The sequence below is a fragment of the Streptomyces sp. CT34 genome, from assembly GCF_000805335.1.
Taxonomy (GTDB): domain Bacteria; phylum Actinomycetota; class Actinomycetes; order Streptomycetales; family Streptomycetaceae; genus Streptomyces.
This window is the reverse complement of record NZ_KN708639.1, coordinates 16,679-40,782: the sequence shown is the minus strand read 5'-3', so window position 1 is coordinate 40,782 and position 24,104 is coordinate 16,679. Positions and strand designations below refer to the sequence as shown.

At 68.0% G+C, this 24,104-nt stretch carries 29 protein-coding genes; 11 read left to right on the top strand and 18 right to left on the bottom strand.

Going from position 1 to position 24,104, the window contains the following annotated elements:
* Positions 1-257 precede the first annotated feature (257 nt).
* The 4 genes from RZ84_RS34825 (at position 258) to RZ84_RS34810 (ending at position 4,660) form a co-directional block, all read left to right on the top strand.
* On the top strand, positions 258-896 hold the full coding sequence (locus RZ84_RS34825) for a hypothetical protein (RefSeq protein ID WP_052230634.1): 639 nt from the start codon (positions 258-260) through the stop codon (positions 894-896).
* A 115-nt stretch (positions 897-1,011) separates the two neighbouring features.
* Positions 1,012-2,250, top strand: coding sequence for a hypothetical protein (locus RZ84_RS34820; RefSeq protein ID WP_043271988.1), 1,239 nt, complete (start codon positions 1,012-1,014; stop codon positions 2,248-2,250).
* Between the two features lie 3 nt (positions 2,251-2,253).
* Positions 2,254-2,700, top strand: coding sequence for a hypothetical protein (locus RZ84_RS35445; protein WP_052230633.1), 447 nt, complete (start codon positions 2,254-2,256; stop codon positions 2,698-2,700).
* A 226-nt stretch (positions 2,701-2,926) separates the two neighbouring features.
* Positions 2,927-4,660 carry a UvrD-helicase domain-containing protein gene (locus RZ84_RS34810; RefSeq protein ID WP_078894875.1) on the top strand — a complete coding sequence of 578 codons (1,734 nt, stop codon included), beginning with the start codon at positions 2,927-2,929 and terminating at the stop codon, positions 4,658-4,660.
* A gap of 291 nt (positions 4,661-4,951) precedes the next feature.
* Here the strand turns inward: RZ84_RS34810 and RZ84_RS34805 are convergent, their stop codons facing one another.
* From RZ84_RS34805 to RZ84_RS34795, 3 genes are all read right to left on the bottom strand, one after another.
* Positions 4,952-5,452, bottom strand: coding sequence for a hypothetical protein (locus tag RZ84_RS34805; RefSeq protein ID WP_043271986.1), 501 nt, complete (start codon positions 5,450-5,452; stop codon positions 4,952-4,954).
* A gap of 37 nt (positions 5,453-5,489) precedes the next feature.
* Positions 5,490-5,972 (bottom strand): hypothetical protein, encoded by a 483-nt coding sequence (locus RZ84_RS34800; protein ID WP_043271984.1) that lies wholly within the window; start codon positions 5,970-5,972, stop codon positions 5,490-5,492.
* Between the two features lie 70 nt (positions 5,973-6,042).
* Positions 6,043-6,498: a hypothetical protein gene (locus RZ84_RS34795; protein WP_157879009.1), complete on the bottom strand. Its 456-nt coding sequence runs from the start codon at positions 6,496-6,498 to the stop codon at positions 6,043-6,045.
* A gap of 180 nt (positions 6,499-6,678) precedes the next feature.
* Here RZ84_RS34795 and RZ84_RS34790 point away from each other — a divergent pair, with 180 nt between their 5' ends.
* The gene (locus RZ84_RS34790; protein WP_043271980.1) at positions 6,679-7,833 is read left to right on the top strand and encodes a TniQ family protein; all 1,155 of its coding nucleotides are present in this window, start codon (positions 6,679-6,681) and stop codon (positions 7,831-7,833) included.
* Positions 7,834-8,511: 678 nt separating this feature from the next.
* Positions 8,512-9,717, top strand: a complete 1,206-nt coding sequence (locus tag RZ84_RS34785) for an endonuclease domain-containing protein (protein WP_043271977.1) — start codon at positions 8,512-8,514, stop codon at positions 9,715-9,717.
* Positions 9,718-9,836: 119 nt separating this feature from the next.
* Here RZ84_RS34785 and RZ84_RS34780 read toward each other — a convergent pair whose 3' ends face one another.
* The 10 genes from RZ84_RS34780 to RZ84_RS34735 form a co-directional block, all read right to left on the bottom strand.
* The gene (locus RZ84_RS34780) at positions 9,837-10,388 is read right to left on the bottom strand and encodes a hypothetical protein (RefSeq protein ID WP_043271975.1); all 552 of its coding nucleotides are present in this window, start codon (positions 10,386-10,388) and stop codon (positions 9,837-9,839) included.
* 188 nt (positions 10,389-10,576) lie between these two features.
* A complete protein-coding gene (locus tag RZ84_RS34775; RefSeq protein ID WP_043271972.1) occupies positions 10,577-10,939 on the bottom strand; it encodes a hypothetical protein in 363 nt (120 codons plus the stop codon).
* Between the two features lie 5 nt (positions 10,940-10,944).
* Complete coding sequence (locus RZ84_RS34770; protein ID WP_043271970.1) at positions 10,945-11,580, bottom strand: DUF6919 domain-containing protein; 636 nt, start codon at positions 11,578-11,580, stop codon at positions 10,945-10,947.
* Positions 11,580-12,227: a hypothetical protein gene (locus tag RZ84_RS34765; protein WP_157879008.1), complete on the bottom strand. Its 648-nt coding sequence runs from the start codon at positions 12,225-12,227 to the stop codon at positions 11,580-11,582. The genes RZ84_RS34770 and RZ84_RS34765 overlap by 1 nt, the downstream gene beginning before the upstream one ends.
* Positions 12,227-12,886: a hypothetical protein gene (locus RZ84_RS34760; protein ID WP_043271966.1), complete on the bottom strand. Its 660-nt coding sequence runs from the start codon at positions 12,884-12,886 to the stop codon at positions 12,227-12,229. Before RZ84_RS34760 ends, RZ84_RS34765 begins: the two co-directional genes overlap by 1 nt.
* A 115-nt stretch (positions 12,887-13,001) precedes the next feature.
* The gene (locus RZ84_RS34755) at positions 13,002-13,523 is read right to left on the bottom strand and encodes a hypothetical protein (protein WP_157879007.1); all 522 of its coding nucleotides are present in this window, start codon (positions 13,521-13,523) and stop codon (positions 13,002-13,004) included.
* Between the two features lie 10 nt (positions 13,524-13,533).
* Entirely contained in the window at positions 13,534-13,725 is a 192-nt protein-coding gene (locus RZ84_RS34750; RefSeq protein WP_043271960.1) for a hypothetical protein, read from the bottom strand.
* Positions 13,726-13,772: 47 nt separating this feature from the next.
* The gene (locus RZ84_RS34745; RefSeq protein WP_043271958.1) at positions 13,773-13,952 is read right to left on the bottom strand and encodes a hypothetical protein; all 180 of its coding nucleotides are present in this window, start codon (positions 13,950-13,952) and stop codon (positions 13,773-13,775) included.
* 192 nt (positions 13,953-14,144) lie between these two features.
* A complete protein-coding gene (locus RZ84_RS34740; RefSeq protein WP_157879006.1) occupies positions 14,145-14,402 on the bottom strand; it encodes a hypothetical protein in 258 nt (85 codons plus the stop codon).
* A gap of 26 nt (positions 14,403-14,428) precedes the next feature.
* Positions 14,429-14,644 (bottom strand): hypothetical protein, encoded by a 216-nt coding sequence (locus RZ84_RS34735; protein WP_043271956.1) that lies wholly within the window; start codon positions 14,642-14,644, stop codon positions 14,429-14,431.
* Positions 14,645-14,931: 287 nt separating this feature from the next.
* Here RZ84_RS34735 and RZ84_RS34730 point away from each other — a divergent pair, with 287 nt between their 5' ends.
* Positions 14,932-15,231, top strand: a complete 300-nt coding sequence (locus tag RZ84_RS34730) for a helix-turn-helix domain-containing protein (RefSeq protein ID WP_157879005.1) — start codon at positions 14,932-14,934, stop codon at positions 15,229-15,231.
* Positions 15,232-15,430: 199 nt separating this feature from the next.
* Here the strand turns inward: RZ84_RS34730 and RZ84_RS34725 are convergent, their stop codons facing one another.
* The 5 genes from RZ84_RS34725 to RZ84_RS37640 all read right to left on the bottom strand — a co-directional run bounded on the left by RZ84_RS34725 (position 15,431) and on the right by RZ84_RS37640 (position 19,927).
* Entirely contained in the window at positions 15,431-16,384 is a 954-nt protein-coding gene (locus tag RZ84_RS34725; RefSeq protein WP_043271952.1) for a hypothetical protein, read from the bottom strand.
* A complete protein-coding gene (locus tag RZ84_RS34720; protein WP_043271950.1) occupies positions 16,381-17,010 on the bottom strand; it encodes a P-loop NTPase family protein in 630 nt (209 codons plus the stop codon). The genes RZ84_RS34725 and RZ84_RS34720 overlap by 4 nt, the downstream gene beginning before the upstream one ends.
* A gap of 257 nt (positions 17,011-17,267) precedes the next feature.
* A complete protein-coding gene (locus RZ84_RS42565; protein WP_043271947.1) occupies positions 17,268-17,741 on the bottom strand; it encodes a cytidine/deoxycytidylate deaminase family protein in 474 nt (157 codons plus the stop codon).
* A complete protein-coding gene (locus tag RZ84_RS42560) occupies positions 17,738-18,421 on the bottom strand; it encodes a dihydrofolate reductase family protein (protein ID WP_043271945.1) in 684 nt (227 codons plus the stop codon). Before RZ84_RS42560 ends, RZ84_RS42565 begins: the two co-directional genes overlap by 4 nt.
* A gap of 42 nt (positions 18,422-18,463) precedes the next feature.
* Complete coding sequence (locus tag RZ84_RS37640) at positions 18,464-19,927, bottom strand: helix-turn-helix domain-containing protein (protein ID WP_277816915.1); 1,464 nt, start codon at positions 19,925-19,927, stop codon at positions 18,464-18,466.
* A gap of 110 nt (positions 19,928-20,037) precedes the next feature.
* Here RZ84_RS37640 and RZ84_RS34700 point away from each other — a divergent pair, with 110 nt between their 5' ends.
* The 4 genes from RZ84_RS34700 to RZ84_RS34685 all read left to right on the top strand — a co-directional run.
* Positions 20,038-20,496 carry a WhiB family transcriptional regulator gene (locus RZ84_RS34700; RefSeq protein WP_043271943.1) on the top strand — a complete coding sequence of 153 codons (459 nt, stop codon included), beginning with the start codon at positions 20,038-20,040 and terminating at the stop codon, positions 20,494-20,496.
* Positions 20,497-20,641: 145 nt separating this feature from the next.
* Positions 20,642-22,135 (top strand): hypothetical protein, encoded by a 1,494-nt coding sequence (locus RZ84_RS35435; RefSeq protein ID WP_157879003.1) that lies wholly within the window; start codon positions 20,642-20,644, stop codon positions 22,133-22,135.
* Between the two features lie 226 nt (positions 22,136-22,361).
* Positions 22,362-22,610, top strand: coding sequence for a type IV secretion system DNA-binding domain-containing protein (locus RZ84_RS39435; RefSeq protein WP_157879002.1), 249 nt, complete (start codon positions 22,362-22,364; stop codon positions 22,608-22,610).
* Positions 22,611-22,612: 2 nt separating this feature from the next.
* Positions 22,613-24,104, top strand: a 1,492-nt coding sequence (locus RZ84_RS34685) for an FtsK/SpoIIIE domain-containing protein (protein WP_277816914.1), incomplete at its 3' end; no start/stop codon positions are given.

The window sequence follows — 24,104 nt, the reverse complement described above, 5'->3', positions numbered from 1 at the left end:
CCCGCGGAGCGGGTAGTGGCGCGCGCCGCGCGCCGCACCGCTGGGTCGGCGCTCCGCGCCTCCCTCCCGCGTCTGATGCGTCATCAACTTGGGGTCCTAGGGGGCGTGTTGCTCGAAGTGGGTCCGTCGTCGCTTCGCGCCGCCGGGGCCGGGCTGTGTTGGGGAGGGGCGCACGGATCGGGTGCGCACCCCTTCCCCGCGTCGCTTCGCGCCGCGAGTTGATGAGGTTTGCAAACTAGGAATGGAATGATGAGCGCATGGACAAGCTGGGGAAGAAGTCGGTGACTGCGAAGGTGTCGCCCGTTACACGTGAGCGGCTGACAGAGGAGATCAAGGCGCAGAAGGAGTACCGCGGCGAGCTCGCGAGCGATGATCGGTGGAGCGTGGCGGGGCTGACTCGTCAGGAGGCGGCGCGGGTGCGGGCGGCGTGGCGTCGGGAGCTGGGGCGGTTGCGGCAGGCCGGCGAGCTGCTCGACACGATCGACGTGCTCGCCATACACGGTATCGAGCTGGAGTTGAGGGCCCGCGGCTGGTGGGACCGGCGCTGGCCGGCGGTGCCCGAGGAGGCGATGGACCCGGGCCGGTGGCCCGGATCGCGGGATGGCGGTTCCCCCAAGGGTGTGCCGCTGCGGCTGCCCCAGCCGCTGGCACGGCGGGTGTATGCGGCGTGCTGGCACTCGTCGGTGAAGAGCATCGAGGCGTTGCGGTCCTGGCGCGACCGGCACCCGGGGATGGTTCCGGCGCGGTACTTCGCGGACCTGGAGGACTTGGAGGGGCCGCTGAAGGAGTATGCCCGGCTGGCGAATGACGTCACGACGGTGGGTGATGTGTGGCGGGGTGGGCTGGAACGAGGGATCGAAGCTGGAGCCGCACTCCGCTCAAAGTTTGCAAACTAGAAAATGCCTGGTCAGAGCCCTGTCTGACTTGCGCGCCGGGGGTTGACGGGTCTACCGTCCCCATAGGCGACGGCGTTGTCGAAACGCCGCTCAACCCCCTTGGAGGCGACGCAACGTGACGGAGCAGCAGGTGGTCGAACAGCCCGAAGAGTTCGTAGCGGCGACAGCGCCGGAGCTCCAGCCGCCCTGGTTCAGCCGGTGGAGCGCGGTCCCGTGGACCCTGGCGTCGAAGTCTCAGATGGCGCGGGCGGACCTTCCCCGGGAGCCGGCCGGGCCGGTCCGCGGGTATGTGGCGGGCCGCGACTACCGCAACAAGGAGACGGAGATCCCGCTGTACGACGTGCGGGAGTCGCGGCCGACGAGGGCTTCCGGGGTGCAGTTGGCGTCCGCTGAGGCGCGCCGGACGGCGACGGTGCGGGTGTGCACGGACTGCGGGGCGCAGTGCCAGCTGCCGCTGTCGGAGCGCCAGGGCCGGTACCTGTGCGCGATGTGCTGGCGGATCGCGACGGTGGTGGACACGCAGATCGAGCTACGTGAGCGGCGCGCCGAGAATGCCGCGTGGGCCCGCGGCCTGTTCGCCTCTGGGCCGTTGGCGGTGACGTGGGTGGAGCTGGTGGCCGCCGAGCCGACGCCCTCGGGCCGGCGGCGCCCGCCGCTCGCCGGGCGGGTGCACGTCGTCGACGAGAACGGCAAACGGGTCCTGGACGTGCTCGTCCGGCTGGCCGGCCCCCGCACCAAGGGCGCACCCGAGGACGCGGTGACACCAGAGGTCGGCGCAGCGAAGCTGGCCCGTGCGTTCGCCGGGCGGCGGCGGGTGGTGTGGGGGCCGCTGGGCACGGTCCTGGAGCGCCTGGGCGACTTGAGGCACCCGGTGGAGCTGGAGCCGGCGGCGGCGAGGGAGCAGGGCGTGTGGCACCAGTACCGGCGCAATTGGCCGGACGGAGTGGCGGCGCGGTACGCGCAGTGGCGCGGCGAGTTGGACCCGGCCACCGGCGAGCTGCGGACACCGTGGCAGCCGGGGACGGCGGACCGGCTGTGGCTGTGCCTGAAGCGCATGGCAGAGACGCAGGACGCGGGACGCCCGGGTGAGAGCCAGGGAAGCCGCCGGGAGGCGCAGGAGCGGCCGTACGGCAGCCCTGTGGACGCGTACGAGGTGCGGGTGGCAGTGACGGGCCCGGATGGTGCCGGGGAGCGCCTGGCGGAGCTCCTGGCCGCCCAGGAAGCGGTACTGCCTGCCTCGCTGGTCGGTCCGGTGCCGTCGCGGGAAGTGCCGGGCGCGGTGGTGACGTACATGGCCGGCCGCGGCGACGTCCTGGTCCCCGCGCCCGCCAACGGCACGGCGCGGGAGGACTGAAGAATGCCGATGGAATCGCCACTGTGCGGCTACCTGCACGCTGTTGAGCAGGCCCTGGAGGCAGAGGGCGTGTGGACCGACCGCTGGCACTGCGTCGCCCGACACCGCCAGGGCCAGCGCGAGCACGTCGGGATCATTGAGTGGTGCGACAACAACCCCGCCAACACGCACGCCTGGCCCATCGGCCTGGCTCTGGCGCGGTTCCCGGACGCGTGGGTGTGGACGGGTGAGGTGTACGACGGATGGCCGGAGAGGTACGAGGAACTGCCGCTGGTCCGGTGGGCCGATCCCGGCGACGTCGCCCTGGTGGTGCGGCATCTGCTGGCACACGGCCCGAAGGCAATCCCCTCTCCCGCGTCGCCTCGCCGGTGGTCAGGCGCCGACGAGGCTCAAGCCGCGCTCGACGAGCTGGCGGAAAGCCCGCACGCATACGACACCTTCTACCCCTGATCCCGCTGCCGGTCGTACGCCGATGCCCCGACCCCGCTGACCCAGGGGCCGGGGCATCGCGTTGTTCTTACGCCGTCATCCGGCTCGCCGGGAAGAGACGTCGGTGGAGGGCATTTCCCGTGTGGCAAACCGCAGGAGCAGAAAGATGACCGCCCGGCGGGAAATCGGGCACTTGGGGATGTTCCGCGCTGGCCTTTGCCCCGTGGGTCCAATCAAGGTCGGCGGCATGACCGATCACGAACACGCGGACGAGACCGGCCCACTGGTGTGGGAGCGGAGACTGACGGCTTGGAAAAGTCTGGTCGAGCTGCGGCAGGCAGCGGCCGGCCTTACAAAGGAGGCGGGCGATCTGGAGCGCCTGGACGCGGCCAGGCTGCGAGAGCTCCAGGGGCTCGCAGAGCGGGCCGTCGCCGACTTGGAGGCCATCGGCTGGCTCACCGCCGCGACCCCTCCCCCGCGTCACAGTCTGTCGGCGGACGGGCAGGCCCGACCGCACAGCCCCGTACAGCCGGTGCGCAGCGAGCCGCGGCCGACGGAGGAGCAGGAGGAGGTGGCCGACGGCGGGGCGTCGGGGGCGAACATGGTGGTCGATGCCGGGGCGGGTACGGGCAAGACGACGACGCTGGTCATGACGGCCGCCCGGATGACGGGCCTGGGCCTGTACACGTCGTTCACCCGGTCCTCGGTGGAGTCGGCGAAGTCCGCCTTCCCCGACGGCGGGAGCGTCTCGTGCAAGACCGCGCACAGCCTGGCGTTCGCCGCGGTCGGCCATACCTTCCAGCACCGGCTGAAGTCGGCGCGGCTGACGGGCGCGCAGCAGGCGGAGGTCCTCGGCATCCGCGAGTCGCTGCGCGTCAACGGCCAGCTCGTGTACGGGCCGGCGCATCTGGCGCAGCTGGCGACGCAGAGCGTGGAGCGGTGGTGCCACAGTGCCGATCGGCAGATCGAGGCGCGGCACATCGTCGTCCCTCCGCTGCTCACTCCCACCGAGGCGGAGCAGCTGCGCGCGGCGGTGCTGCCGTACGCGTGGGCGGTCTGGGCGGACCTGTCGTCGAGGGAGGGGCGGCTGCGGTTCACCCCGGACGTGTACCTGAAGCTGTGGGCGCTGGGAGCACCGCTTCTGCCATACGCCTACATCCTGTTGGACGAGGCGCAGGACGCCAATCCAGTGGTCGCCCAGGTCATCCAGAACCAGAGCCACGCCCAGCTGATCGCGGTCGGCGACTCCTGCCAGCAGCTGTACGAGTGGCGCGGCGCAGTCGATGCGATGGCGACCTGGCCCGCCGAGCGGCGCCTGATGCTCAGCCAGTCGTGGCGGTTCGGCCCGGCCGTGGCGGAGCAGGCCAACCGATGGTTGCGGCGGCTGGAGACGCGGATGCGGCTGACCGGTAGCCCGCACCGCGCCTCCCGGGTCATCGAGGGTGGCCTGGACGACCCGGACGCGATCCTGTGCCGGACCAACGGCCGCGCGATCCTGCTTGCCATCGAGGCCCTCGCACATGGCCGGCGCCCGGCGCTGGTCGGCGGTACCTCGAAGGTGAAGGCGTTGGCGAAGGCGTGCCAGGAGCTGAAGGAGACAGGCGTGACCGGGCACCCGGAACTGCTGGCCTTCACCTCCTGGGACGACGTGCACGACTACGCGGCGACCGACGACGGCGCCGACCTCAAGGCCCTCGTGGAGGCGGTCGACACCCATGGTGCGCAGGCCATCATCAAGGCCGCGGACCGGATGGCGCCGGATGCGAAGTCGGCGGATCTGGTGATCTCCACCGCGCACCGGGCCAAGGGATTGGAGTGGGGCCGGGTCCGCATCGCGACCGACTTCCCGCCCCCGCCGCGCCGCGAGAACGGCTCCGTGGGCCAGGTCGGCGCGACGTACGCGATGCTCGCCTACGTCGCCGTCACCCGCGCTACAACCGTCCTGGACCGTGAGGGCCTGGCATGGATCGACCAGCACTGACGCCTTGGTGGACCCGGTCGCGGACAGCGGCCCTGACTCCCTCCCCGCGTCGCTGTACAACGAGTGGCGCCCCGCATGGAGCTTGCGGGGCGCCGGGTGGATGATGTCGGGGTGTCTGGGGCTGGTATCAGCAGTCCCGGACACGCCTACTTCTGCGGTTCGAGGTGGTGGTGCTCCACCTCGGTGGGGATGCCGCGGCCGTTGAGGACTTCGGCGACGGCGTCGCCCAGGACGACGGCGCGGGTGCGGCCGTCGCGGTCCCCGATCAGGACCCGGGCGGTGAAGTTCTTCTCAGCGCTCGATCGCGGGGTCGGTGACGGGGATTCCGCCGATGGTGCGCATGGCGCGGGCGCGGCCCTGGAGGGCGTGCAGCTTGTTGAGGATGTGGCGGGCGGCCTCGATGTCCGAGCGAGCGCCGTACTGGCCCAGGAGAGGGAGCAGCAGCTCCAGGGTCTGGATCTCGGATTCGTACAGCGGGATGGTCTCCGGCTGAGAGGTGTTCGCGGTGGCTGCGCCAACGCGAACGTAGAGCTGCTTGATCAGGCCGTCGTGGTGCATGGGCGCGTCACTGCGGCGGCGGTTCCACGAGTCGTCGCAGGCCGTGACCATGGCCTCGATCGCCTTGACGTCCTCGCCGGTGATCTCGATGGCGAGCGGTTCCGTCCAGGGCTCCTTCATCATCTGCCTGCTGCGGCGGTTGAACTCACGCATGCGGTGCCATGACTCAAGGCGGGTCTCGCTGTAGAGGGCGCCTCGCTCGCGGGGCCGTAAGAGTTCCCAGATAGCCAGCATTGGACTCTCCTTCTGCTTGGTGAAGCGGGTGGGTTGGTCAGCTCTCTTCGAACCTGGCGGTGGCGCAGTCGGCGCACAGCGGCATCAGCTCGTGGTCGTCACGGTCCGGGTCCAAATTCTCGGTGAACGGGTCCGGCATGACCTTCACGCCGTCCTTCTGCTGCCCGCACTCCTTGCAGACCAGGAGCGGCGCGAGCTTCTCCAGAGCGCGGTAGATGCGGTCTCCGGTGCTGTCCTGGGCGTAAGCCTGTGCCTCGTCCAGGAGCTCGACGGCGGACTCGCTGTCGGTGTGGCCGACTTCGGTGAGCGAGACGGTGATGGTGCCGATGACGTCGGCGATGGCCGCCAGGACGCCGGCCTCTGGGTCGCGGTGGTCGTACAGGGCGCGAAGGCTGGCGATGTGCGGGGCGACGTCCTCGGTGCGGGTCGCGGCGTCGCGGATCCGGTCCAGGCCGACGCGGACGATGGCGACCGCCGCGGCGAGCTCCTGCTCCTGCGTCATCTTCGGCGTGCTGTTCATGGTGTGCGTGTCCTTCCGTGGCTCGGTGTCAGACGGCGGCGATTGAGTGCACACCAGAGGTGACGGTGTCTCAGTCGCTGCTCGGGTCGTCGTCCTGGTCCTCGTGCACCTGGGCGTCGTCGAGGCCGAGCTGGCGGACACCGGCGTTGTAGACCGCGCGGGCGCTGGAGCGCTTCTCGGAGTCCTCGTAGAGCAGGAAGGCGATCTCGGACCAGGACAGGCCCTGGCGGTCCTTGAGCTCTACGACCATGGAGCGCATCCGGCGTTCGAGCTCCCGCTGGATTAGCGCGGTCGACTGGGCGATGTGCTTGAGACTCCCCGGCGACGTCATCAGGTGCTCGATCGTGCTGGCGCCGAGGACGGTGAGCGCGTCTTCCAGGCGGCCGGTTTCGATGGCCTTCGCGACGTATCCGCGCGGGTCGTCGTTCCTCGGGTGCCAGGTGATCTGGGCGGTGCCGCTGGTCTGCTTGGTGATGTCGACGGCCATGGTCGATCCCTTCTCCGACGGGGTGTGCGTTTTCCGCACACCTTCAATGTAGAGGTGTGCGCTTTGCGCACACAAGGGGGTTGTCCATGATTCTTTTCTCGAACTCACCTGACTTCACGAGCACTTGATGAAGACGGCGCCAACCGCACCCCCTCCCCGCGTCGACATCACAAGGACTCCCGGCCGCCGTCCACAGATCAGGTGTGCCACGGTCTGTCCATGACGCAGAGCACGACCAACGAGCCCAGGCGGACCCGTACGACCGCCAAGCCGCTCAAACCGAGCGACCTGCCGATCCGCGTCCCGCTCATCCACGCGGAGACAAACGGCTCGTTCCTCGCCCGCACAGCGAGCGCCAACGCCCTCGAACTCCCCCGACTTCTCAAGGCCCTCCACCACGGTCGACTGCCCACCCGAGTCCCCGCAGACTTCCGCCCGAACCTCCAAGAAGTCGACCTGAGCATCGAAGCAGTGACCCGCCTCGCCGCCCTGGTCGGCCGGGATGAGGACCAGCTGCGCCGAGCACTTCCCGGCTTCCACTCCGACCGGCTCCTGAAAGCCGCAGGCGCAGCCGTACGCATCACCACGTGGCCGGACGGGGCTGGAGCCAGGCCGCTCAAGGCGTGCCCGCTGTGCCTGGAGGACGGCGCCTGGCTGGTCGCGGCCGGCCACCGATGGCGGCCGTGCTCGTGCGGACGCCGCTGGCAGTCTGGCGACGACAGCGGCTACCTCATCGACACCACGCCCCTCCCCGACATCGGACGGGCCCTTCAGCGGCACCGGGCGTTCGACCACAAGCGGGGCCCGGCCGGGGACGCTCTGGTTGCCGACGCTCACCAGGTGACCCTGTGGTGGTGGGCGTCCAAGCAGTTCGCCCGCGACCTATGGCGGCACAGGGAAGACACGCTGCCCGTCGGGCCCAAGCTGCGGCGCCGCCAGGCCGCCCCCGCCGTCGTCTACCCCGAAGCCGTACGCCTGGCCGAAGCGATGGACGAATGGGAGACCCGCCGCATCGCTGACCCGGGTGCCTCGCCCCGCGAGTGGCTCGCCGATGTCGCCGAGCGCTTCGGCGTGCCCGGCCTCGTCGACGGCCGGGGGAACGAACCGCTGAACTACTGGCTGGACCTCCACCCCGCCGATCCCGGCCACAAGCCAACCGGCCGCACGACGGCCGAACGCCGCTGGTCGCAACTCGGTGCCCTCCACCACCGGCCGGCCGAACACGGCCCGTTCCAGGCCCGCTCCTGCCTGCGCTGGACCTACGGCCTCCCGCTGACCTCCATCCTGGAGCTTTGCCCGTACTGCCAGGGCCGCGCTCCGAGCTGCTACTGGTCACCCCAACCCGACTGCCCTGAACGCCTCCAGAGCACGTAACCGCTCAGCCGCAGGCCCCTAACCCCAGGCCCCTTGGAGCCCTCTGGGTGGGCGTAGGTCCGGCGACAGTCACCGGCCAGACGTGCCGTGTACGGGCGCTCAGCACCCTCCTAGAAACTCACTACGCGAAATCTCCAAAAGAACGGCTACAACGGCTACAACGGCTACACCGCAGGTCAGAGGCATTTTCACGTCCTGAGCTCCGCAAGCGCGCTCCGCAACGGTTACACCGCAGGTCAGAGGCCCTTTCGCGGTCCGAGAGCAGCGAACGGCTACACGAGCCAAAACGCTCTGACCTGCGACGTAACCGTTGTAGCCGTTCCTCTCCGCGCCAACGGCTACAACCGCCAGATGCGGCCGACAGCGAAACCGCAGGCCAGACCCCTCGCGAGTGGAGCACGGACGAACGGCTACAACGCTCTGACCTGCGATGTAACCGTTGCGGAGTGGCACCGGGCGGGTCAGCGGCTACAGCCGCTGATGCGGCCACCATCCCGCGAACGCAAGCCCGGACGAACGGCTACAAGCCTCTGACCTGCGATGTAACCGTTAGGGAGCCCTGTCACCGGTCCTGTAGCCGTCCGGCGGTGAGCGAGCATTCCAGCAACCGTACGAAGTGCCGCTTGTCTGTACGGATTTCCCGCCGGCGATGTCAGACCCTGCTGCCACCATCCGGCCATGCCCATGATGAGCCCGAAGTCAGCCCGCGCCACCTTTGCGGACCTCACCGCGAACTGCGCCCTCCCCCTGGATCCGGATGTCCTGCTCCGCACCGACCTCCTCCACCACCACGGCCATACCGTCATCGGCGACGCCGCGCTGCGCGGCTACAAGTACAAGGGCCGTTGGAGGTACGACGAACGCGACGTCCGCCGCGCCGGCCGCGCCTTAGCCGAACTCCCCATCAACCTCGATGACCTCGCAGAGATCCACCTGCCCGAGTACCGCGACCACATCGGCCTCGAAGAATGGGCCCGCCCCGACTGGCGCCGCCAACTGGTGACATGGATGTTCAACGCCGCCCGGCACAAGGCGTTCCAGGAAGATCGCCCGTACGACGAGAACTGGGACTCTTGGAAGGAGATCGGGGACAACGGCCTACCCGGCGGGCTGACGATGACCGAGTTCATCCAGGCCCGCAGCAACGACTCGCACATGCAGAACATCGCCGGCACCAAACCGCGCCGGCTGCTGTCCTGGTCCGGCGAACACTGGCTCCTGCCCCGGGCGTACGCGGACCTGCTGGACCGCTGGGAACGGCTGGAGGACGACCTGGTCAACCAGGCTCGGATCTGTTCCAGCTGCGGCACCAAAGGACCACTCTGGGCCTGGCGCACACCTACGGCCAACGGCTACATCACTCTGTGCCCGCCTTGTTCGGGCACGGCGTACCAGACCTACCAAGGCCACCTTCACGGCGTGCTGTACGAATCGCTGCGGCGCACCATGCGCGCCGACGACTACCTGTGCCGGCTGTGCGCCCAGAGCCGAGCATTCACCTGGGACCACTGTCACGACCACGGATACGTCCGCGGCCCACTGTGCGCCAGCTGCAACACCTTCGAAGGCAAAGGAGTCAGGTTCCTCCTCCGCGAAGGAAGCGTGCTGCACCTCCTGGAGTGCCGCGGCTGCCTGGAGCAGAAGACCCTCCCCCGCCGCTTCCGCATCGCCGTGATCCGCGAGCACGTGGAGGCCACCGAGCGGCACGGCCGCTGCCGCCACCGCCCCTACACCCAGGGACTGGAGCACGTACACGACGTGCACCGGTTCTCACTGCGCTGCCACCAGAGCAGCTGGACCAAGGACGTCACCGCCACCGAAGCCGCCGATGTCGTACGGGCCTTCGTCGAGAAAGCCCTCGCCGCCGCTCGCCGTGCTGACTGAGTTCCTCGGTCAGGAGATGCGGCTGCGCCCCCACGCACGCACAGCAGAGAGGCCCGGTCCCACGGACCGGGCCTCATCATCATTCCTGCGAGCCGAGCCGTTCGGCCCCGCGCGATCAGCTACGTAACGGTGTCAGGCTCGTGGCCGTCGCTCTCCAGACCAGCATCAATGACCAGCTGCGGGATGGCGCCGGTTGATGTGTCCGGGTCGATGGCGTCAACCAGCTCGGCGAACCTGTCATACAGACGCTCCGACATCGCGTACCGCTGGGCGTCCTGGCTGAAGTGATCAGGACCCGAGGCGAGGACAGCACGAAAGATCGTCAGGCACCGCACTACATGAGGACCAGACAGCGTCACCGTCGCCATACCGCTCCTGCTGTCGACACGGACTCGCTTGCCCGGGAAGTTCTGGGGATCGACCTGCCCGTGAAAAGCGATGTGGCAGCCAGCAGCCGGATAGGGGAAGACCAGCCTTTTGATGAACTCCCACGTGTCCTCGTGACAGGTGATCTCCACCGAAGACACCGCCGCTGCATGGGAAAGCCGTAACCGGTGACGGCTCTCGAAACGCTCACGCCTGGCACTCTGCTGCGCTTTCTCCCGGTCGCGCTGCTCCCTCCGCTCCCCAGCAGCAGCCCACCGCGCAGACATCGACTTGAACAGGTTCACACTTCTCCCTCAACGATGCCGGGCACGCCTGTAGTTGGGCGTGCCCTCGGTCAGGAGCGTCATGCCCACGCCGCCTCACCTCTACCCAGACCGATCCTCAAGCAACCGGGGGTGCGCGCCCGTCTCCACCTCCCGATGCCGGTGAGGCCCGATCCCCGTAGACCGGGCCTCACCGGCATCGAGAAGCCCTAGGGCTCGTCGACCTCCGGCCGATTGGCCGCCACTTCAGCCTGGTAGCAGGCTGCTTCGATCTCCGCGACCTGGTGGGCCATGGCTAGCGCCTCGTCCCGGGTGTGCCGGTAGGCCACCGCCCGGCCGACGTCGCTGATGTACCGCCAACCCTCACCCTCCACCCAAGCCCGCAGCCCAGAGAAGGCACCATCGGTTACCGCCCACCGCTCCCCGCGGCCGTCCAGCTGCCGCTTGACCACGACCTCCGCATACCCGCCAACGCCCGTGTCTGGGACCGGCACGCGGAACTCGGAAGCCATCGCCAACTGCTGGCGCAGCGCAACCACATCCGCGGTGTCATCGTGCCTATGTGAGGTCACGCGACTCACCCCTCTCCCGCGTCGCGGGTCATGATGCCGCAGGAGTACCCGGTCGGCTGGTCCAGCACCTGGTGGGTCTCAAGCGCATGGCGCAGCGTCGGCCACAGCAGATCGTTGCGGCCCCACTCGGGGTCGACGACCGTGACCTGCCAGGCCCCGATGACCCCGCACAGTGCATCCGCATGACACCCGGGAAAGGTCCGGCGCACCGAGCGAGGCTTCAGGAAGTCACCGATGCCGGTGTTGATACGACTGCCCCACCGCGTCACGTCGACAGAGCCGCCCTCCAGCATCGGCCGCCCGGCGGGCAGGTAGACGCGGGTGACGAGCCCGGCCCGGCACGCCAGCTCATTGACCGTGGCAGCGAGGCCGGGGCCGGCGAACCCGGAGACAAAGGCCCGCTGATGCCACGGAGCACCCTCGTGGTGGGCGAGTTCGCCAGGCTGACTGCCCTCGGTGAGGAATCCGCCGCGGTTCGCCTGGGCGAGGACCGGCACGAGCGGAATCGTTTCCGGATCAGGGCCGTCGTGATGGCCGTTGGGGTGCCCCGACAAGCGGCCCTCCAGCCATTCAGCGGTGAGCGCGGCGAGCTCCTCGAAGCTGCGGGCCGCCCTCCAGACGCGAGCATCCGTACGCGGCATCACGCCGACCCCTCCCCCGTGTCGTCGGGTAAAACTATGACGGCTGAGGGGTTGGGGAGATCCGCTACCTCAGCAACGTCTGCTGCGCTCAGCGCGCCTCTATCCAGCAGGGCGCCGGCCACCGCGACGACTCGACTCCAGTGGGCGTCCAGACTGCCGTCTGCCCATGAGCAGACGTTTGTCCAGCCATCCCAAGGGTGGGCCAGGAACTCGAACCTCTGCCCGGTCCGGGCAGCGAAATCAACGGCCGTGGCGCGGTCGCTGCGAGCACCGCGTTCGATCGCCCAGGCCCGCTCCGGGGTCCACTGCCCGATCTCGCGCAGCCACCGATCTGCGGCTCGCTCCCCAGCTGCGAGCATCGCCCCGTAACCCGTCCAGCTGGCAATAGTGCCGCTGTTCACCGTATGGAACATGTGGCCCTGTGCACTGGGTGAGAGATGAACGCCGTCGACACCGAGGCCGTGCACCAGCGACGTCACGACGTGACCGGCCTCATGGAACGCCCCGTGCTTGCGCAGCAATTCGTCATCGAACGAGGCGTAGATGCGGACCATGCCGCTGGGTTGGGGATACCAGGTCCAGACGCCGTCGGTGTTCTGTGACCAGGCAGCCTGGGCAGTTCGAATGCTCAGCCCATGTTCTGGCATCACAGCGCCTTCCCGTCCGGCCCGTACAGCTCCCCGTCCGCGCCCCGGCGCGGGAAGATCTGCGCGCGGTCCTCGTCCTCGTCGCGCTGCTCCTGGCCCAGCAGCTCGCGGTACTCCTGGCGCACGTACGCCCGGGTGCCGCCAGCGTTATCCCACTCCGGTGAGCTGGGCTCGATCGGACCCTCCAAGTACACCCCGCCGTGGTCCAGGTCGAACTGCAGGAACTCGAACGACGCCCGCGCCGCCTTGGTGCTCGCGTTGTTGACCTCGTCGTCGGTGTACTGCCCGAGGTACCAGCCCACCTCCCGCTCACGCGCCGCCCTATCCAGCCAGCCGGCCTTCCGCAGCAACACCACACGGTGCTCACTGCTGTCGACCGCACGCCCCTTGCCGATGAGCGCCTGAGTGGCCCGCTCCTTGACGCCCTCGGCGAGCAGCACCAGGGCGAGCTCCTCGTCCACCAGACCGGGCGCGCCGGAGTAGGCCGACGCGTAGTCGGGCGCGGCGAACTGCGGCGTCTCCCACACCTCCCAGTCGAAGGCGCATCGGGTGCACGTGAAGCCGGAGACATCCCGGCCGCCGGAGTCGTACGTCAAGAACGAAGCCCGCAGCTCGAAAGATCCGCACTCGGCGCAGCGGATCGACGGATTGCTCAACATCAGAAGTTCCCCTCCCCGCCGGGGCCGGCCAACCGGCCCCGGCACAGTCTTCCCACCGGCACTCCGCCGACAGGTCGTGATCTCGGATTCAGTCCCGCGGACCGAGCCCGCAGGCTCAGCCCCCGTCCGTGCTGTTCGTCCAGCGGTGCCCACTCGGGCACTCCAGCGCGTGGTTGCTGAGCAGCTGGTACGGCCCCCGGTCATCCCAGTGGTGCGTGCCGGACACGGCCGGCCGCTCGCACCAAGGGCACTCCCACGTCCCGAGCTCGTACGACTCCAACGGACGCGGCTCCGTCGACCGCGACTGCGGCGCCGGCACCGACCGTCCGGTCACAGGCTCCAGGAGCGCGGCGAGAGCATCGACCGGAGCAGGAACATGGCGTACGGGCGCGGGCCTCCCCCAGTTCCTGATCCGCCCCGACCAGCACATCATCCACGGGCCGCACAGCGGAGCGGACACGAACCACACCCCGAGGACGACCACCAACGCCATCACGGCCGCCAGCCACAACGGCAGGCCCAGCACGCCGTAGGCGACGATGCCGAACATCACCCCGGCCGCCCACGCGATCACTGCGTCCGCGTTGAACACCGCGATCGACAGGACTAACGAGATCGGCTGCTTCCAAGCACTCATGACCAGCACCTCAGACCTTCCGCAGCTCGCTCGTCCGGCACAGAACAGGGCCGATGAGGAGGCTGATGCTGCCCACCGTCCACCTGTTGTTGGTCAAGTGCCCCGGCGGCACCTCGTCAATGATCCGGCCGGTCTTGCCAGCGGCGCGAGGGTCGTCTTCACAGGAGACGATGAGGACCGTGTCGTTCGCCTGAAACGTCATGCCGTACTCCTTCCTGCGGGGCCGGGACCATCCCGGCCCCCGCGGTCTCAGATAGAAGTGGTCGCAGCGAGCCGGATATCCGCGCTGCGCGACAGCAGCAACGAGGCCAGAACGGCGAACACGCCACCCACCACCAGCAGCACCGACCGGGCGATGACGGTGACGGCGCTACCGCCGAACAGCTTCGCCAGCACCCCGGCGACCAGCACGTACGCGACGCCGCCCATCGACGCGGCATCGTGGCCGGCCTTGGCGGCCGACCAGCGCAGCGATCACGGTGATGAAGGCCAGAGTCGAACGTTCGATGCTCATGGGATCTCCCTGCTGATCAGATCGGAACTTCGCTTCGCCGGGCCGGAATGCCAGCGGCTCTCCACCAGCGCCCAGCCACCAGGCCGGGCGCTCGCAGGCAACCTCCGTCAGTCACGGTCCCGGCGAGGGAAGGTCCGGTAGAAACGGTCGCCCTTGCCGTCGGTCTCCATGACCTTGCGGGCGTACTCCGCGACCTCCTTCCCGCGGGCATTGCGGCCCTTGTCGGTGAACACGGCCGCGACCGTCCCGGTGCGGAAGGTCGACGCTGCCTCCTGGTCGCCGGACGCAACGGCCTGATCGATGTCCCGGCTCATCTGGCTCTGGCCCGTCACCTCGGTGACCAGATCCCGAATGCGGTTGAACATGTCCATCTCCCCTCTCGTACGGACCGTCAGCGCCGGGCGGCGCGACGGGACTTCTTCTTGCCGAGCAGACGCAGCGCCAGGTACTGGCACGCGCCGTAGACGAACGCACCGGAGACCAGGAACACCACCACCGGCATCAGCTGGAGGCCGGCGCCCCACAGGACGAGCAGACCGATCAGCACGGCCACGATCAGCGAAGCGCGGTCGACGAACTTGCGGACCTGACGCGGAACGGCGGCCATCACTCGCCCTCCTCACGAGGAGCGACCGGACGCGTCAGCCTCCCAATCCCGAGGTCCGGCGCGCCGTAGTCCCACGTCGGAGCGGAGGAACCCTCCTCCCGCGTCGCGTCAGCGTCCTGTTCGGCCGGGTGTTGTGTCGGCTGTGCGGCCACGTGAAGCCCCCTAGTAGCTGTCTCCGCAAACCTGCTGATGGGATGCTGTGCATAGTGGATGCTGAGCGCCGGACCGACGCCCTGCATGGTTAGAAGCATAGAGCAATGCATGGACTACTGCATAGAGGTGCGCTAATGTCGAGCAAAGAGGCCAAGGGAGAAGACATGATCAATGAGGCGATCGATGCCCTCATGCGCCCGGTGCAGCAGTCGGAACTCCCCCCGTCCGCTGACCGGGTCCGCATCAGAAAGGCGTCGGGGATCAACCAGGATGATTTCGGCAAGGCTTTGGGAGTCTCGCGGCTGACCGTGAGCATGTGGGAGCAGGGGAAGACCGAGCCGAGCGGAAAGAACCGGCAGAACTACATCACCGCTCTGCGGCGCATCGTCGACACGCTTGGCATCGCCTGGCAGGAGGGCGGTGATGATGCGTGACTCGCGCACAGCCCTATACCGGCTCTATGACGAGCACAATCAGCTGCTCTACGTCGAAGTGACCAGCGATCCGAATCGTCGGTGGGAGACTCATCGAGCTGAGAAGGACTGGTGGCCTGTGTGATGCGTACGTGCGCCGAAGGGGCGGGACCCGAGTGGATCGGGTCCCGCCCCTTCGGCATGTCAGAGGTCGGGCGGCCTACTTGGGCAGGAATGCCTCGACTCGCTTGTTGGCTTTGTCCGCGGCCGACTTGGCGTCGTTGAGGATCGCCACTGCCTTGTCGGAGTTTTCTTCGAGGGCTTTTTTGATCTTCGTCGGGGCGAGGGCGCGGTGTGCCGACTCCAGCTCGTCCACGGCGGCGCGAAGTGCATCCAGGGCCGGGGTCGCGGCGGACGCGGCCTCCTGCTCCTTCTTGCCCTGCTGGCTGCCCGAGCCGTTGCCGCCCTGGGCCGTCGCGAGCTCGCGGGCCAGCGCGGTGAGTTCTTCCTGGGTGAGCTCCTTCTCCTTCTTGCGCGGGAGCTGCTGGATGATGCCCTTGATCTCCTTGACGGGCACCTTCTTGCCAGTGGCGTCCTCGATGGTCTCGTGGACGGCGACGGAGACTTCGGCTCCGTAGTCCTTGGTGATGGGGTTGTAGGCGCTGGCGACCTTCTTGCCGATGGCAGGGGTGTCTGCGCGTGCAGACACTTCGTTCGAATTCTCATCGAACGGTTTGTCTGCACGCGCAGACAGAAGCTCTCCCATCGCGTACGCGGTCATCTCCTCGTACGCGGTGGGGCGGCTCTTTTTGAAGTTGTCCCAGCAGAAGTCCTCGAAGTTGGCGTGCGTTTTGCGGTAGAGACGACGGGCGTTGATGTTGGCCAGGGACTTGGCCATGACCCACCAGGCGTTCTGGAACTGCTCGATGCCGCGCATGCAGAGATGGAGAAGGTCCTCCTCCTCTGCGGACAGCGGGCCGACGGCGTCAGTCTCTTCCGGCTCCGGAAGGTCAGCCAGCGTCAAGGCCGGCCGCGGTCGACCCTGGGCTACTTCCACCGGTTCGGGCACAGCCGGAAGATCCTCGCGGCTGGTGCCCTGCTCGGGGAAGTTGCTGGTTCCGACTCCCTCTTCGAGGTCGTCGTCATCGAGGTCGGCGATGCCGCGACGGCTCACGGGATCAGCCCCCTGTCCTTCATCTCAGTGACTAGCTGGTCCAGGTGCGAGCCCGCGGCCTGCACGGGAAACGGGATTGCCTGAGAGTACTGCTGGAGGAAGGGCACGGTGGTCGTGAAGACGTTCCAGTTGCGCTTGGCGAACCACTTGCGGGCGTCTGGCACCGCCTTGGAATTGGGCTGGGTCGGGCAGCGATTGAGGAGCACCCATACCTCGGGGGGTTTCGAGTCCATGCGCAGCGGGGCGATGTCGTCGACGATCTTCCGCATGGGCAAGTCTCGGATGCGGTAGAGGTCGGCGGTCGACGGAGACGAGTTGAGGATCGCGAGGTCCGCGCAGCGCAGCACCGATGTGGTGACGCCGACGTGGTCTTCGGCGTGGCCACAGTCGATCATGCCGACGGTGTCGGGCGGGAGGGTCTTCGGGACGTTCATGTGGAACGTCTCGGAAGCCGCGCCCAGCACGGGGAAGGGGAACTTCGCCTTGGCGTCCCACTTCGTGAGCTGCCCCGAGTGGTCAGCGTCGTAGCCAATCATCGAGTAGCCGCGCTCATGCATGGCATGCGCCAGGAACGCGGCGTTCGTGGTCTTGCCCATGGTCCTGGGACTTACGTGCGCGATGAGCATGCCGGGAGCGTACCGAGGCCCGACTTCCCTCCCGCGTCGCCCACCCGGTTTTGGTACAGAAGCTAGGGTCAGGCGGCGTGACGATTGCCCTCACCGCCATCGACAACACTGGACGGAGGAGCCCCGCAGTGCCTCATTGACACGCGCGGGGAGCGGGCCTATCCGGCCACCTTCGAGCGCCTGCGCCAGGAGGATCGGTGTTCCACAAGAACGCCGAAGGCCCGGGTCATCGACCCGGGCCTTCGGGAGAGCGGAGATCAGGCGCTTATCCCGCCCAGGTGGCTGTTGATGGCACGCGCAGCTTCAGCCAGCTCCGGAACCTCAACGACAGTGAGGCCCGCGGCCGTCAGCATCTCGAAGCCCTGGCAGTCATCGACGAACAGAGAAGGCTCGCGCCAGGCGATCACGACACGGCTCAGCCCTGAGCTGAGAATGCGCTGTGTACAGGTCGCGACTGGGTGGCGGCGCTGGCTGCACGGCTCCAGTGAGCTGTAGATCGTGCCGCCCAGCAGCCGCTTTTCCTCGTCTACCTTGGCGAGCGCCGCGGCCTCCGCGTGAAGGTGCGGGTCGTCACCCTCGCGGGAGTAGCCACGGGAAATCTCCGCACCGTCTCGATCGACGATGATCGCACCCACACTGAACGCGCCTATGGCCGGCGGGCAGAAGCGAGACAGCTCGATGGCCGCCTGCAACCAATGCACGTCGACGTCCGTCCAGGCGCGCTTGGTCACTGGCCGCTCTCCTGCTTGGGCAGGTAGCGCAACAGCACCACGTCGCCGATGGTGCGGGCCTCCGCGAGCTTCATGCGGTGGGTGGAGCCGCCGGGGTAGATGGCTGGGCTGAGGAACGAAGGCGCATCGGCCTGCCCAACGACCAGCGGTGCGATGGCCATGTGAATCTCATCGGCCAGGCCCTGAGAAAGGAACGCGGTGTGGATGGAACCACCGCCTTCCACCATGAGCTGCTTGACGCCTCGCCCGCCCAGATCGTCCAGGAGCCGGCCGAAGTTCACGGTCTCCCCGAGCGAGACGACATCGGCCAGACCCTCCAGCCGATCACGCAGCTTCTCTGCACCCGAGTCGGTGGTGTACGCGACCTTCTCGCCGCCGAAGTGCCAGAACTTCAGCTCGGGATCGAGGTCACCGGAGGCGCTGATCGTGGCCTTGAGCGGATACTCGGGCTTGCCCGCAGCGACCCGGGCCGCGCGGCGCTCTTCGCTGTTGACCAGCAGCCTCGGGTTGTCGGCGCGCATCGTGCCCGCGCCGATCAGGATGGCATCAGACTCCGCGCGGACCTGGTCGACGCGGTCGAAGTCGGCTGAGTTGGACAGCAACAGCCGGTCCGGGCTCGTGTCGTCGATGTGGCCGTCGATCGACGTGGCGACGCTCAGCAGGACGTAGGGGCGAGGCAACGTGTTCTCCCTGGTAAGAGCAGCAACGGGCAGTGGTGCGGGTCACGCCTCATGAAGGACGCAGGCGTCGAGCGCCTCGGTGAACTCGCGCACTGAGGGGACCGTACGCCACTGCCGCAATGAGGTGTCCAACTGAGCCAGCTCCGTCATGATGCGCGCGGACCCGGTCTCACTGCCAATGGACAGCGCTTCCAGACCGACCGTGGCGGCCTGCTCGGCTTCACGACTGCCCGCCAGCGCCAGCGCTTCCCGGGCGAGATAGACACCACGGTCCCGGTGGTATCCAGCTGGCAGAGCAGCGATCGCAGCGCGGAACCCTTCCGCTGCCGCCTTGTGGTTCCCGAGCACGGACAGGCTCCGGGCCCGATGGACATCGATGTAGGCGTCGTCCAGCCACACACCCCATGCCGATGACGAGTCGGGGTTGATGTCATGTAGCAGGTCCTGGGCATGGTCGTACGCCTGCAATGTCTCCGTCGACTCGCCTCGAAGCGCATACCCGTGAGCGGCGTAGGTCGCGGCGACAGCCGCAAGACGAGTTCCAGGCCGCGCTGTTCCCTCCGCCGCTTCTGCTACGTCAACCGCCTCCACCGGGTCCTTCATGTCGCCGGCCAACTGGCTCTTGCGCGCCAGGATGTAGACCGTCAGGTCCGGGTCGCCAGCGCCGTGCGACCACTGGAGCGCCCGGTCTGTCCAGTACTGCGCGGCCCTGTGATCACCCGCGTCCTGGTGGAACCAGCCGCACAACTCCGCGAACTGTGTCTGCACCTGAAGCAGCTGGCGACGATCCGCGCCACGCGCACCTTCACGTAGTGCGGTGATGGCATTGATCTGCTCCTGCACCTTCGGGATCACCTGACGCGGCCCGAAGAGGTTGTCCGAGTCGATCAACACCCTGCGAACCGCTTGCAGATGCTCGATCGGATTGCGGTCCGGGGCAGGCACCCGGGGAGGCACCGGACTTGCCTGGGCCAGCGGCGCGCCCGCGATGCCCGCAGCAGCAGCACCCAGGCCGCCCAGAAATGCCCTACGAGGTACAGACACGAAGATGATCCTTCCGTCGGAGGTTCGGCAGGGAACGGAAATCCCCTCCTCCTCTGACGGTGCCTGTACGCCCGGAATGTCAGCTAGGGCCCCCGGGGTGTTAGCCACATGAGGCCTCACTTTGGCCACATGGCCACGAGGTAAAACGTCCAGACTGACTCCGGCCTGCAGATCTTGGTAGAGCCGGACAAGCGAACCGCCGGCCGCCAGCTCGGCGTCGTACGCCTTCACCAGCGCCTCAGACGGTGCCTGCTCCCCGCGCTCGCAACGCGCCATATAGCTGTAGTCGTACCTGATCCGGGCCTGCAACTTGCCGAGCGACAACCCGCGCTCGACGCGCCACGCACGCATTTCGGCACCCAGGCGGTGCCTCGGACTCGCATGCGGTGTCAGTTGATTCGGCCGCTGTCCCACGCCGTCCTCCCCGATGTGGCCCACGTGGCCGCCTCGCAGCGGCCACATGCTGCACCTGCCGTTCGGCCTTGCCTCGGGGCTACAACCGGATCACAGGCAATTTCCAGCCTATCGACCAGCACTGACGGCTGGTAAGGATCGAGCACGGGAGGACAGCAATGCAGCGGCAGCAGCCCACCCCTACACGCGGATTCAGCAGGCACCGCAACGCGACTGAAGGCGCGGAGGGGATCCTCAAGAACGCAGCACTGCTGCAGAACGCGATCACTGAGCTCGCGACCCGAGTGGTCGCGGTCAGTGACTCGATCCTGCTGGCCGACTTGGAGCTCGTAGTAGAAGAACACGGCGAATGTCGCCGATATGCACCGGAGCGCTGGTTCCTGGGAGCCGTCGGTGCCCGCACGGTCGCCCGCGACCTCGTACGCACCGAGCAGGAGCGCGGCATCTGCGAGCGCTGCCCGGTCCGTGACCGTTGCCTCTCCCTCGCGATCCTCACCGGCGATACCCGCGACAGCATCCACGGCGGACTGCTCCCCGTACAGCAGCGCCGCATCGCCGCCGTGCTCCGACTCCCCTCCCGCGTCGAACCGACCTGTCCGCTTGCCGCAGCAGCATGACTCGCTGCTAAGCACGTCACTTAGCAGAACTCTTGTCATTGAGACTATGCAGAACTCTTAGCAGTGCGCTAGCGTTGGGGAGGCAGGGAGCATGCATCAGTCCTTGCAACTCAGCTATGCACACGCTCAGAGACTGGGAGACGAAATGACCGACTGGATCGAGGGTTTCGCTGAGGCGAATCCCTGGCCTACCGCCCTCGTGGGCGTGCTGCTTGGACTGGCGGCGCTGGCGCTGCTGGTCGTTGCGGCGAAGGCCGGGGTGAAGGCGTTCAGGACGCGCCGTTACGCCCAGGGCCGTCTGACGGTCGCGCAGATCGTGTCGACGATCGGCGCGCTGATCGCCACGGGCGTTGGTGCGAATACGGCGTGGCGGTTCGCGGGAGAGCACCTGCACATCACGGACGTGGTGGAGCGGGGCAGCCTCTTCCTGGCCGGTGAGGTCATGCTCTTTGGCCTGGCGCTGATGGCGCGGCAGAACCTGCACAACAAGGAGATGGGGCGTGCGGGCCTGCCGGGTGTGCTGGTCTGGGTCCTGTCCGCCTTCTTGGCGGTGCCGGCCATTTCGGAGTCTGACTCCGTCGCGGGAGCGGCGTGGCGGATCGTTCTGGGTCCGCTGGGTGCTGCGCTGCTGTGGCACCTGGCCATGGGGATCGAGCTGCGGCAGGCGGAGGAGAACCGGGAGAACAACGGCATCGGCGCGCGGATTCTTCGCCGCTTCCAGCAGCAGCTCCTGGCCCGGCTCGGGATCGCCGAGCACGACAAGGACGCCCAGGAGCTCATCGAGGAGCGGGCCCGCAGCCGGGCCGCTGAGCTGGCCGACGAGTACCGCGCTCTCGATGAGAAGAAGCTCAACGGGCGTAAGGGACGGAAGCTGCGGGCGAAGATGCGGACCACGCTCCGCGAGGCCGGCGTAGCGACGAACCCTGAGCGGAAGCGGCTGCTGCTGGCCGATCTGGCGGTCTCCTCGCACGCTCCGGCCCTGGTGAACCTGGAGTTTGAGTCTCCGTGGGTGGACGTACCGGAGCTCACCGCGGCTCCGGTTGCGACGGCGCCGGAGTTGAGCGTGGAAGAGCGGATGTACGCCGCGTTCCGGGCGTACGTCGCCGAGCACGGCGCTCTTCCTGTCGGGCCGCTCCAGCTGGAGGCCGGTGGCGACCCTCTCCCCGCGTCGCAGGGTGATCTGGATGAGGAGTGGAAGCGGATCACCGACGCAGTGAAGGCCGACGACCAGGACGGTCCGGATGACGACGGCGGACCGGAGGGCCCCGGTGGCGGCGCGCCGCTGCCTGAGCAGCAGGCCGGTGATGCGGAGGCGGTCTTGAACGCGACGGTGTGGGAGCAGCAGGAGCAGGACGTGGAGCCGCAGCCCGAGGCGGAGCCGGTGCTGAGCCAGGAGGAGATCGACCGGGCCCGGCATATCAAGGCGCTCAAGTCGGAGGAGCTGGAGACGAACGCGGATGCCATCCGCTACGCGATCCGGGAGACCGGGACCACTGTTGCCGGGCAGCTCGTGCGGTGGCTCGCGCAGCACGGCAGGGAGGGCGTGAACGAGGGCCAGGCGTACCGGGTGGCCAAGAAGCAGGTGGAGGAGCAGCGGCGGAGCAATGTCCGCCCCCTGCGCCCTACCCCTGGGGTCTGACGTGGTTGCCGGGATGCAGCGGGCGAGGCAGGGCGGGCAGCCCGTGCTGTCGGTCCCCGTGATCGTCCCGGCCGTACCGCAGGGCTGCGGCAGGCCCCCTCAGCAGGAATCGAGCAGCGAAATACCTGATCAGTCCCGTAGTGGACGGGTGGTCCGGTCGGCGGATGAAGAGCTTGGCGGCATTCCCCGCCGACCGGTACGGCCCACCAGCACAGTGGAGGAAACCGTGAGCAGCATTCTGACAGGCGGACAGCAGGGGCCGGAGCGGCGGGATATCGCCAACAGCAGCGACCAGAGCAGTGCGGTCGGCGCGTTCGAGCAGGGGCACATCCTGCTCGGCGGGACGACGGGCAGTGGTAAGAGCGGTGCGGTGCGGGCGATCCTCGCTGCGATGCAGCCCGGGACCACGGTCCGGGTGGTCGACCTGAAGGGCGAGTGGGCCGCGGACTGCGGTACGCAGAAGGCGGGTGCGTAGCGATGCCCGTATGGATCGTGGCGGCCGGCGTCCTGCTGATGGTGCTGCTGTTCGGCGGGGGCCGCGGGAGTCGGGCGGAGCGCCGGTTCTTGAAGCGGATGGCCCGTCAGCAGATGCCGATGCAGGCCGCGGACGCTCCGGGCTGGATGCCCGGAGTCTGGGCGAACGGCCACAAGCGGCACTGGATCAGCATGGTTCCGCGGTGGGCGGTGGTGCTCTTCCTGATCGTCCTGGCCGCCGTGCTGCTCGGCGTGTGGTGGCTGTGGGTCAACTACCAGGCCCTGTTCACCGCAACGCTGCTGGTCATCTTGGTGATGTCGGTGTGGCTGTGGCGGCGTGGCCGGGCGAAGCGCCAGCACCGGGAGCGGGTCGTGAAGCCCTTCTTCGCGGCGCTGCGGAAGATCCTGGGTGACATCCCGGACGGTGCCTCCTACCGGGACTGGGTGTCGATTCCGCAGCACTTGATGGGCGGGGACGACGTCACTCGCCGCACGCTGCGCGACCGCCTGCCGGCGTCGGTGATGGAGCGCGTTGATGGCTGGGGCTGGGTCGCGCGACTGGCTCTGACCAGGGAAAAGATGCTGCGTCGGCCTCGCCAGTGGTCGGACGCGGTGCACGGCTGCCGGGTGGTGACCTGGTGGACGGAGCGTCAGGCTCGCGCCTTGGAGAACGCGGTGCTGTCCGTGAAGCTGCCGCCGGAGGCCGAGCTGGGTACCGGTGAGCAGGAGCGGGTGTCCTCGCTGGTCAAACGGCGTGTGCCGGGGGAGTGGGAGGCGTCCTGGGACCACCGGAACTTCAAGGTGACGTTCAAGCACCCGCCGCGGCCTCCGCAGAAGGTGCTGTTCAACGAGGTGCAGGACATCATCGATGCGCTGCCGGACTCGCAGGTCCTGCTGGGTCTGGGGAGCCGGAACGAGAAGATCGTCCTGGACTTCGAGGACGAGACTCCGCACGTGGGGCTGTCGGTCGGCACCGGTGGCGGCAAGTCCAGCACGCTGCGGAACATCATCGTTCAGCAGATCCGCAAGGGTGCCGAGAAGTTCATCATCATCGACCCGAAGCTGATTTCGCTGGACTGTCTCGACGGAATTCCCGAGGTCGAGATCTACACCGAAATCGTGGAGCAGTGGGCCGCCATCGCGGAATTCGCGCTGGAAATGGAGCGCCGCTACCAGATCAAGAAGGCTGATAAGTCCGCGACTTTCCCGCGCTGGTTCCTCGTCATGGAGGAGCAGAACGATTTCGCGGAAGAGTCCTACCAGACCTGGATGGACGTCAAGGACAAGAAGGACCCGGCGCGCCCGCCGGTGTTCGGCCAGCTCGCCAAGAGCCTGTTCAAGGGTCGCCAGGCCAACATGAACATTATTTCGGTCTACCAGCGGCTGACGGCCCGTGCCGCAGGCGGTACCGAATTGCGGGACCAGTACGGCGCGAAGATTCTTGCTCGTTTCTCCCCGCAGGCATGGAATTCGCTGGTGGCGACGACTCCGCGGC

Coding starts and splice junctions, on each gene's coding strand:
- RZ84_RS34825 (WP_052230634.1), top strand. CDS start 258: ATGGACAAGCTGGGGAAGAAGTCGGTGACTGCGAAGGTGTCGCCCGTT.
- RZ84_RS35445 (WP_052230633.1), top strand. CDS start 2,254: ATGCCGATGGAATCGCCACTGTGCGGCTACCTGCACGCTGTTGAGCAG.
- RZ84_RS34810 (WP_078894875.1), top strand. CDS start 2,927: ATGACCGATCACGAACACGCGGACGAGACCGGCCCACTGGTGTGGGAG.
- RZ84_RS34805 (WP_043271986.1), bottom strand. CDS start 5,452: ATGCTGGCTATCTGGGAACTCTTACGGCCCCGCGAGCGAGGCGCCCTC.
- RZ84_RS34800 (WP_043271984.1), bottom strand. CDS start 5,972: ATGAACAGCACGCCGAAGATGACGCAGGAGCAGGAGCTCGCCGCGGCG.
- RZ84_RS34790 (WP_043271980.1), top strand. CDS start 6,679: ATGACGCAGAGCACGACCAACGAGCCCAGGCGGACCCGTACGACCGCC.
- RZ84_RS34785 (WP_043271977.1), top strand. CDS start 8,512: ATGCCCATGATGAGCCCGAAGTCAGCCCGCGCCACCTTTGCGGACCTC.
- RZ84_RS34770 (WP_043271970.1), bottom strand. CDS start 11,580: ATGCCGCGTACGGATGCTCGCGTCTGGAGGGCGGCCCGCAGCTTCGAG.
- RZ84_RS34765 (WP_157879008.1), bottom strand. CDS start 12,227: ATGCCAGAACATGGGCTGAGCATTCGAACTGCCCAGGCTGCCTGGTCA.
- RZ84_RS34760 (WP_043271966.1), bottom strand. CDS start 12,886: ATGTTGAGCAATCCGTCGATCCGCTGCGCCGAGTGCGGATCTTTCGAG.
- RZ84_RS34755 (WP_157879007.1), bottom strand. CDS start 13,523: ATGAGTGCTTGGAAGCAGCCGATCTCGTTAGTCCTGTCGATCGCGGTG.
- RZ84_RS34750 (WP_043271960.1), bottom strand. CDS start 13,725: ATGACGTTTCAGGCGAACGACACGGTCCTCATCGTCTCCTGTGAAGAC.
- RZ84_RS34745 (WP_043271958.1), bottom strand. CDS start 13,952: ATGGGCGGCGTCGCGTACGTGCTGGTCGCCGGGGTGCTGGCGAAGCTG.
- RZ84_RS34740 (WP_157879006.1), bottom strand. CDS start 14,402: ATGTTCAACCGCATTCGGGATCTGGTCACCGAGGTGACGGGCCAGAGC.
- RZ84_RS34735 (WP_043271956.1), bottom strand. CDS start 14,644: ATGGCCGCCGTTCCGCGTCAGGTCCGCAAGTTCGTCGACCGCGCTTCG.
- RZ84_RS34730 (WP_157879005.1), top strand. CDS start 14,932: ATGTCGAGCAAAGAGGCCAAGGGAGAAGACATGATCAATGAGGCGATC.
- RZ84_RS34720 (WP_043271950.1), bottom strand. CDS start 17,010: ATGCTCATCGCGCACGTAAGTCCCAGGACCATGGGCAAGACCACGAAC.
- RZ84_RS37640 (WP_277816915.1), bottom strand. CDS start 19,927: ATGTGGCCGCTGCGAGGCGGCCACGTGGGCCACATCGGGGAGGACGGC.
- RZ84_RS34700 (WP_043271943.1), top strand. CDS start 20,038: ATGCAGCGGCAGCAGCCCACCCCTACACGCGGATTCAGCAGGCACCGC.
- RZ84_RS35435 (WP_157879003.1), top strand. CDS start 20,642: ATGACCGACTGGATCGAGGGTTTCGCTGAGGCGAATCCCTGGCCTACC.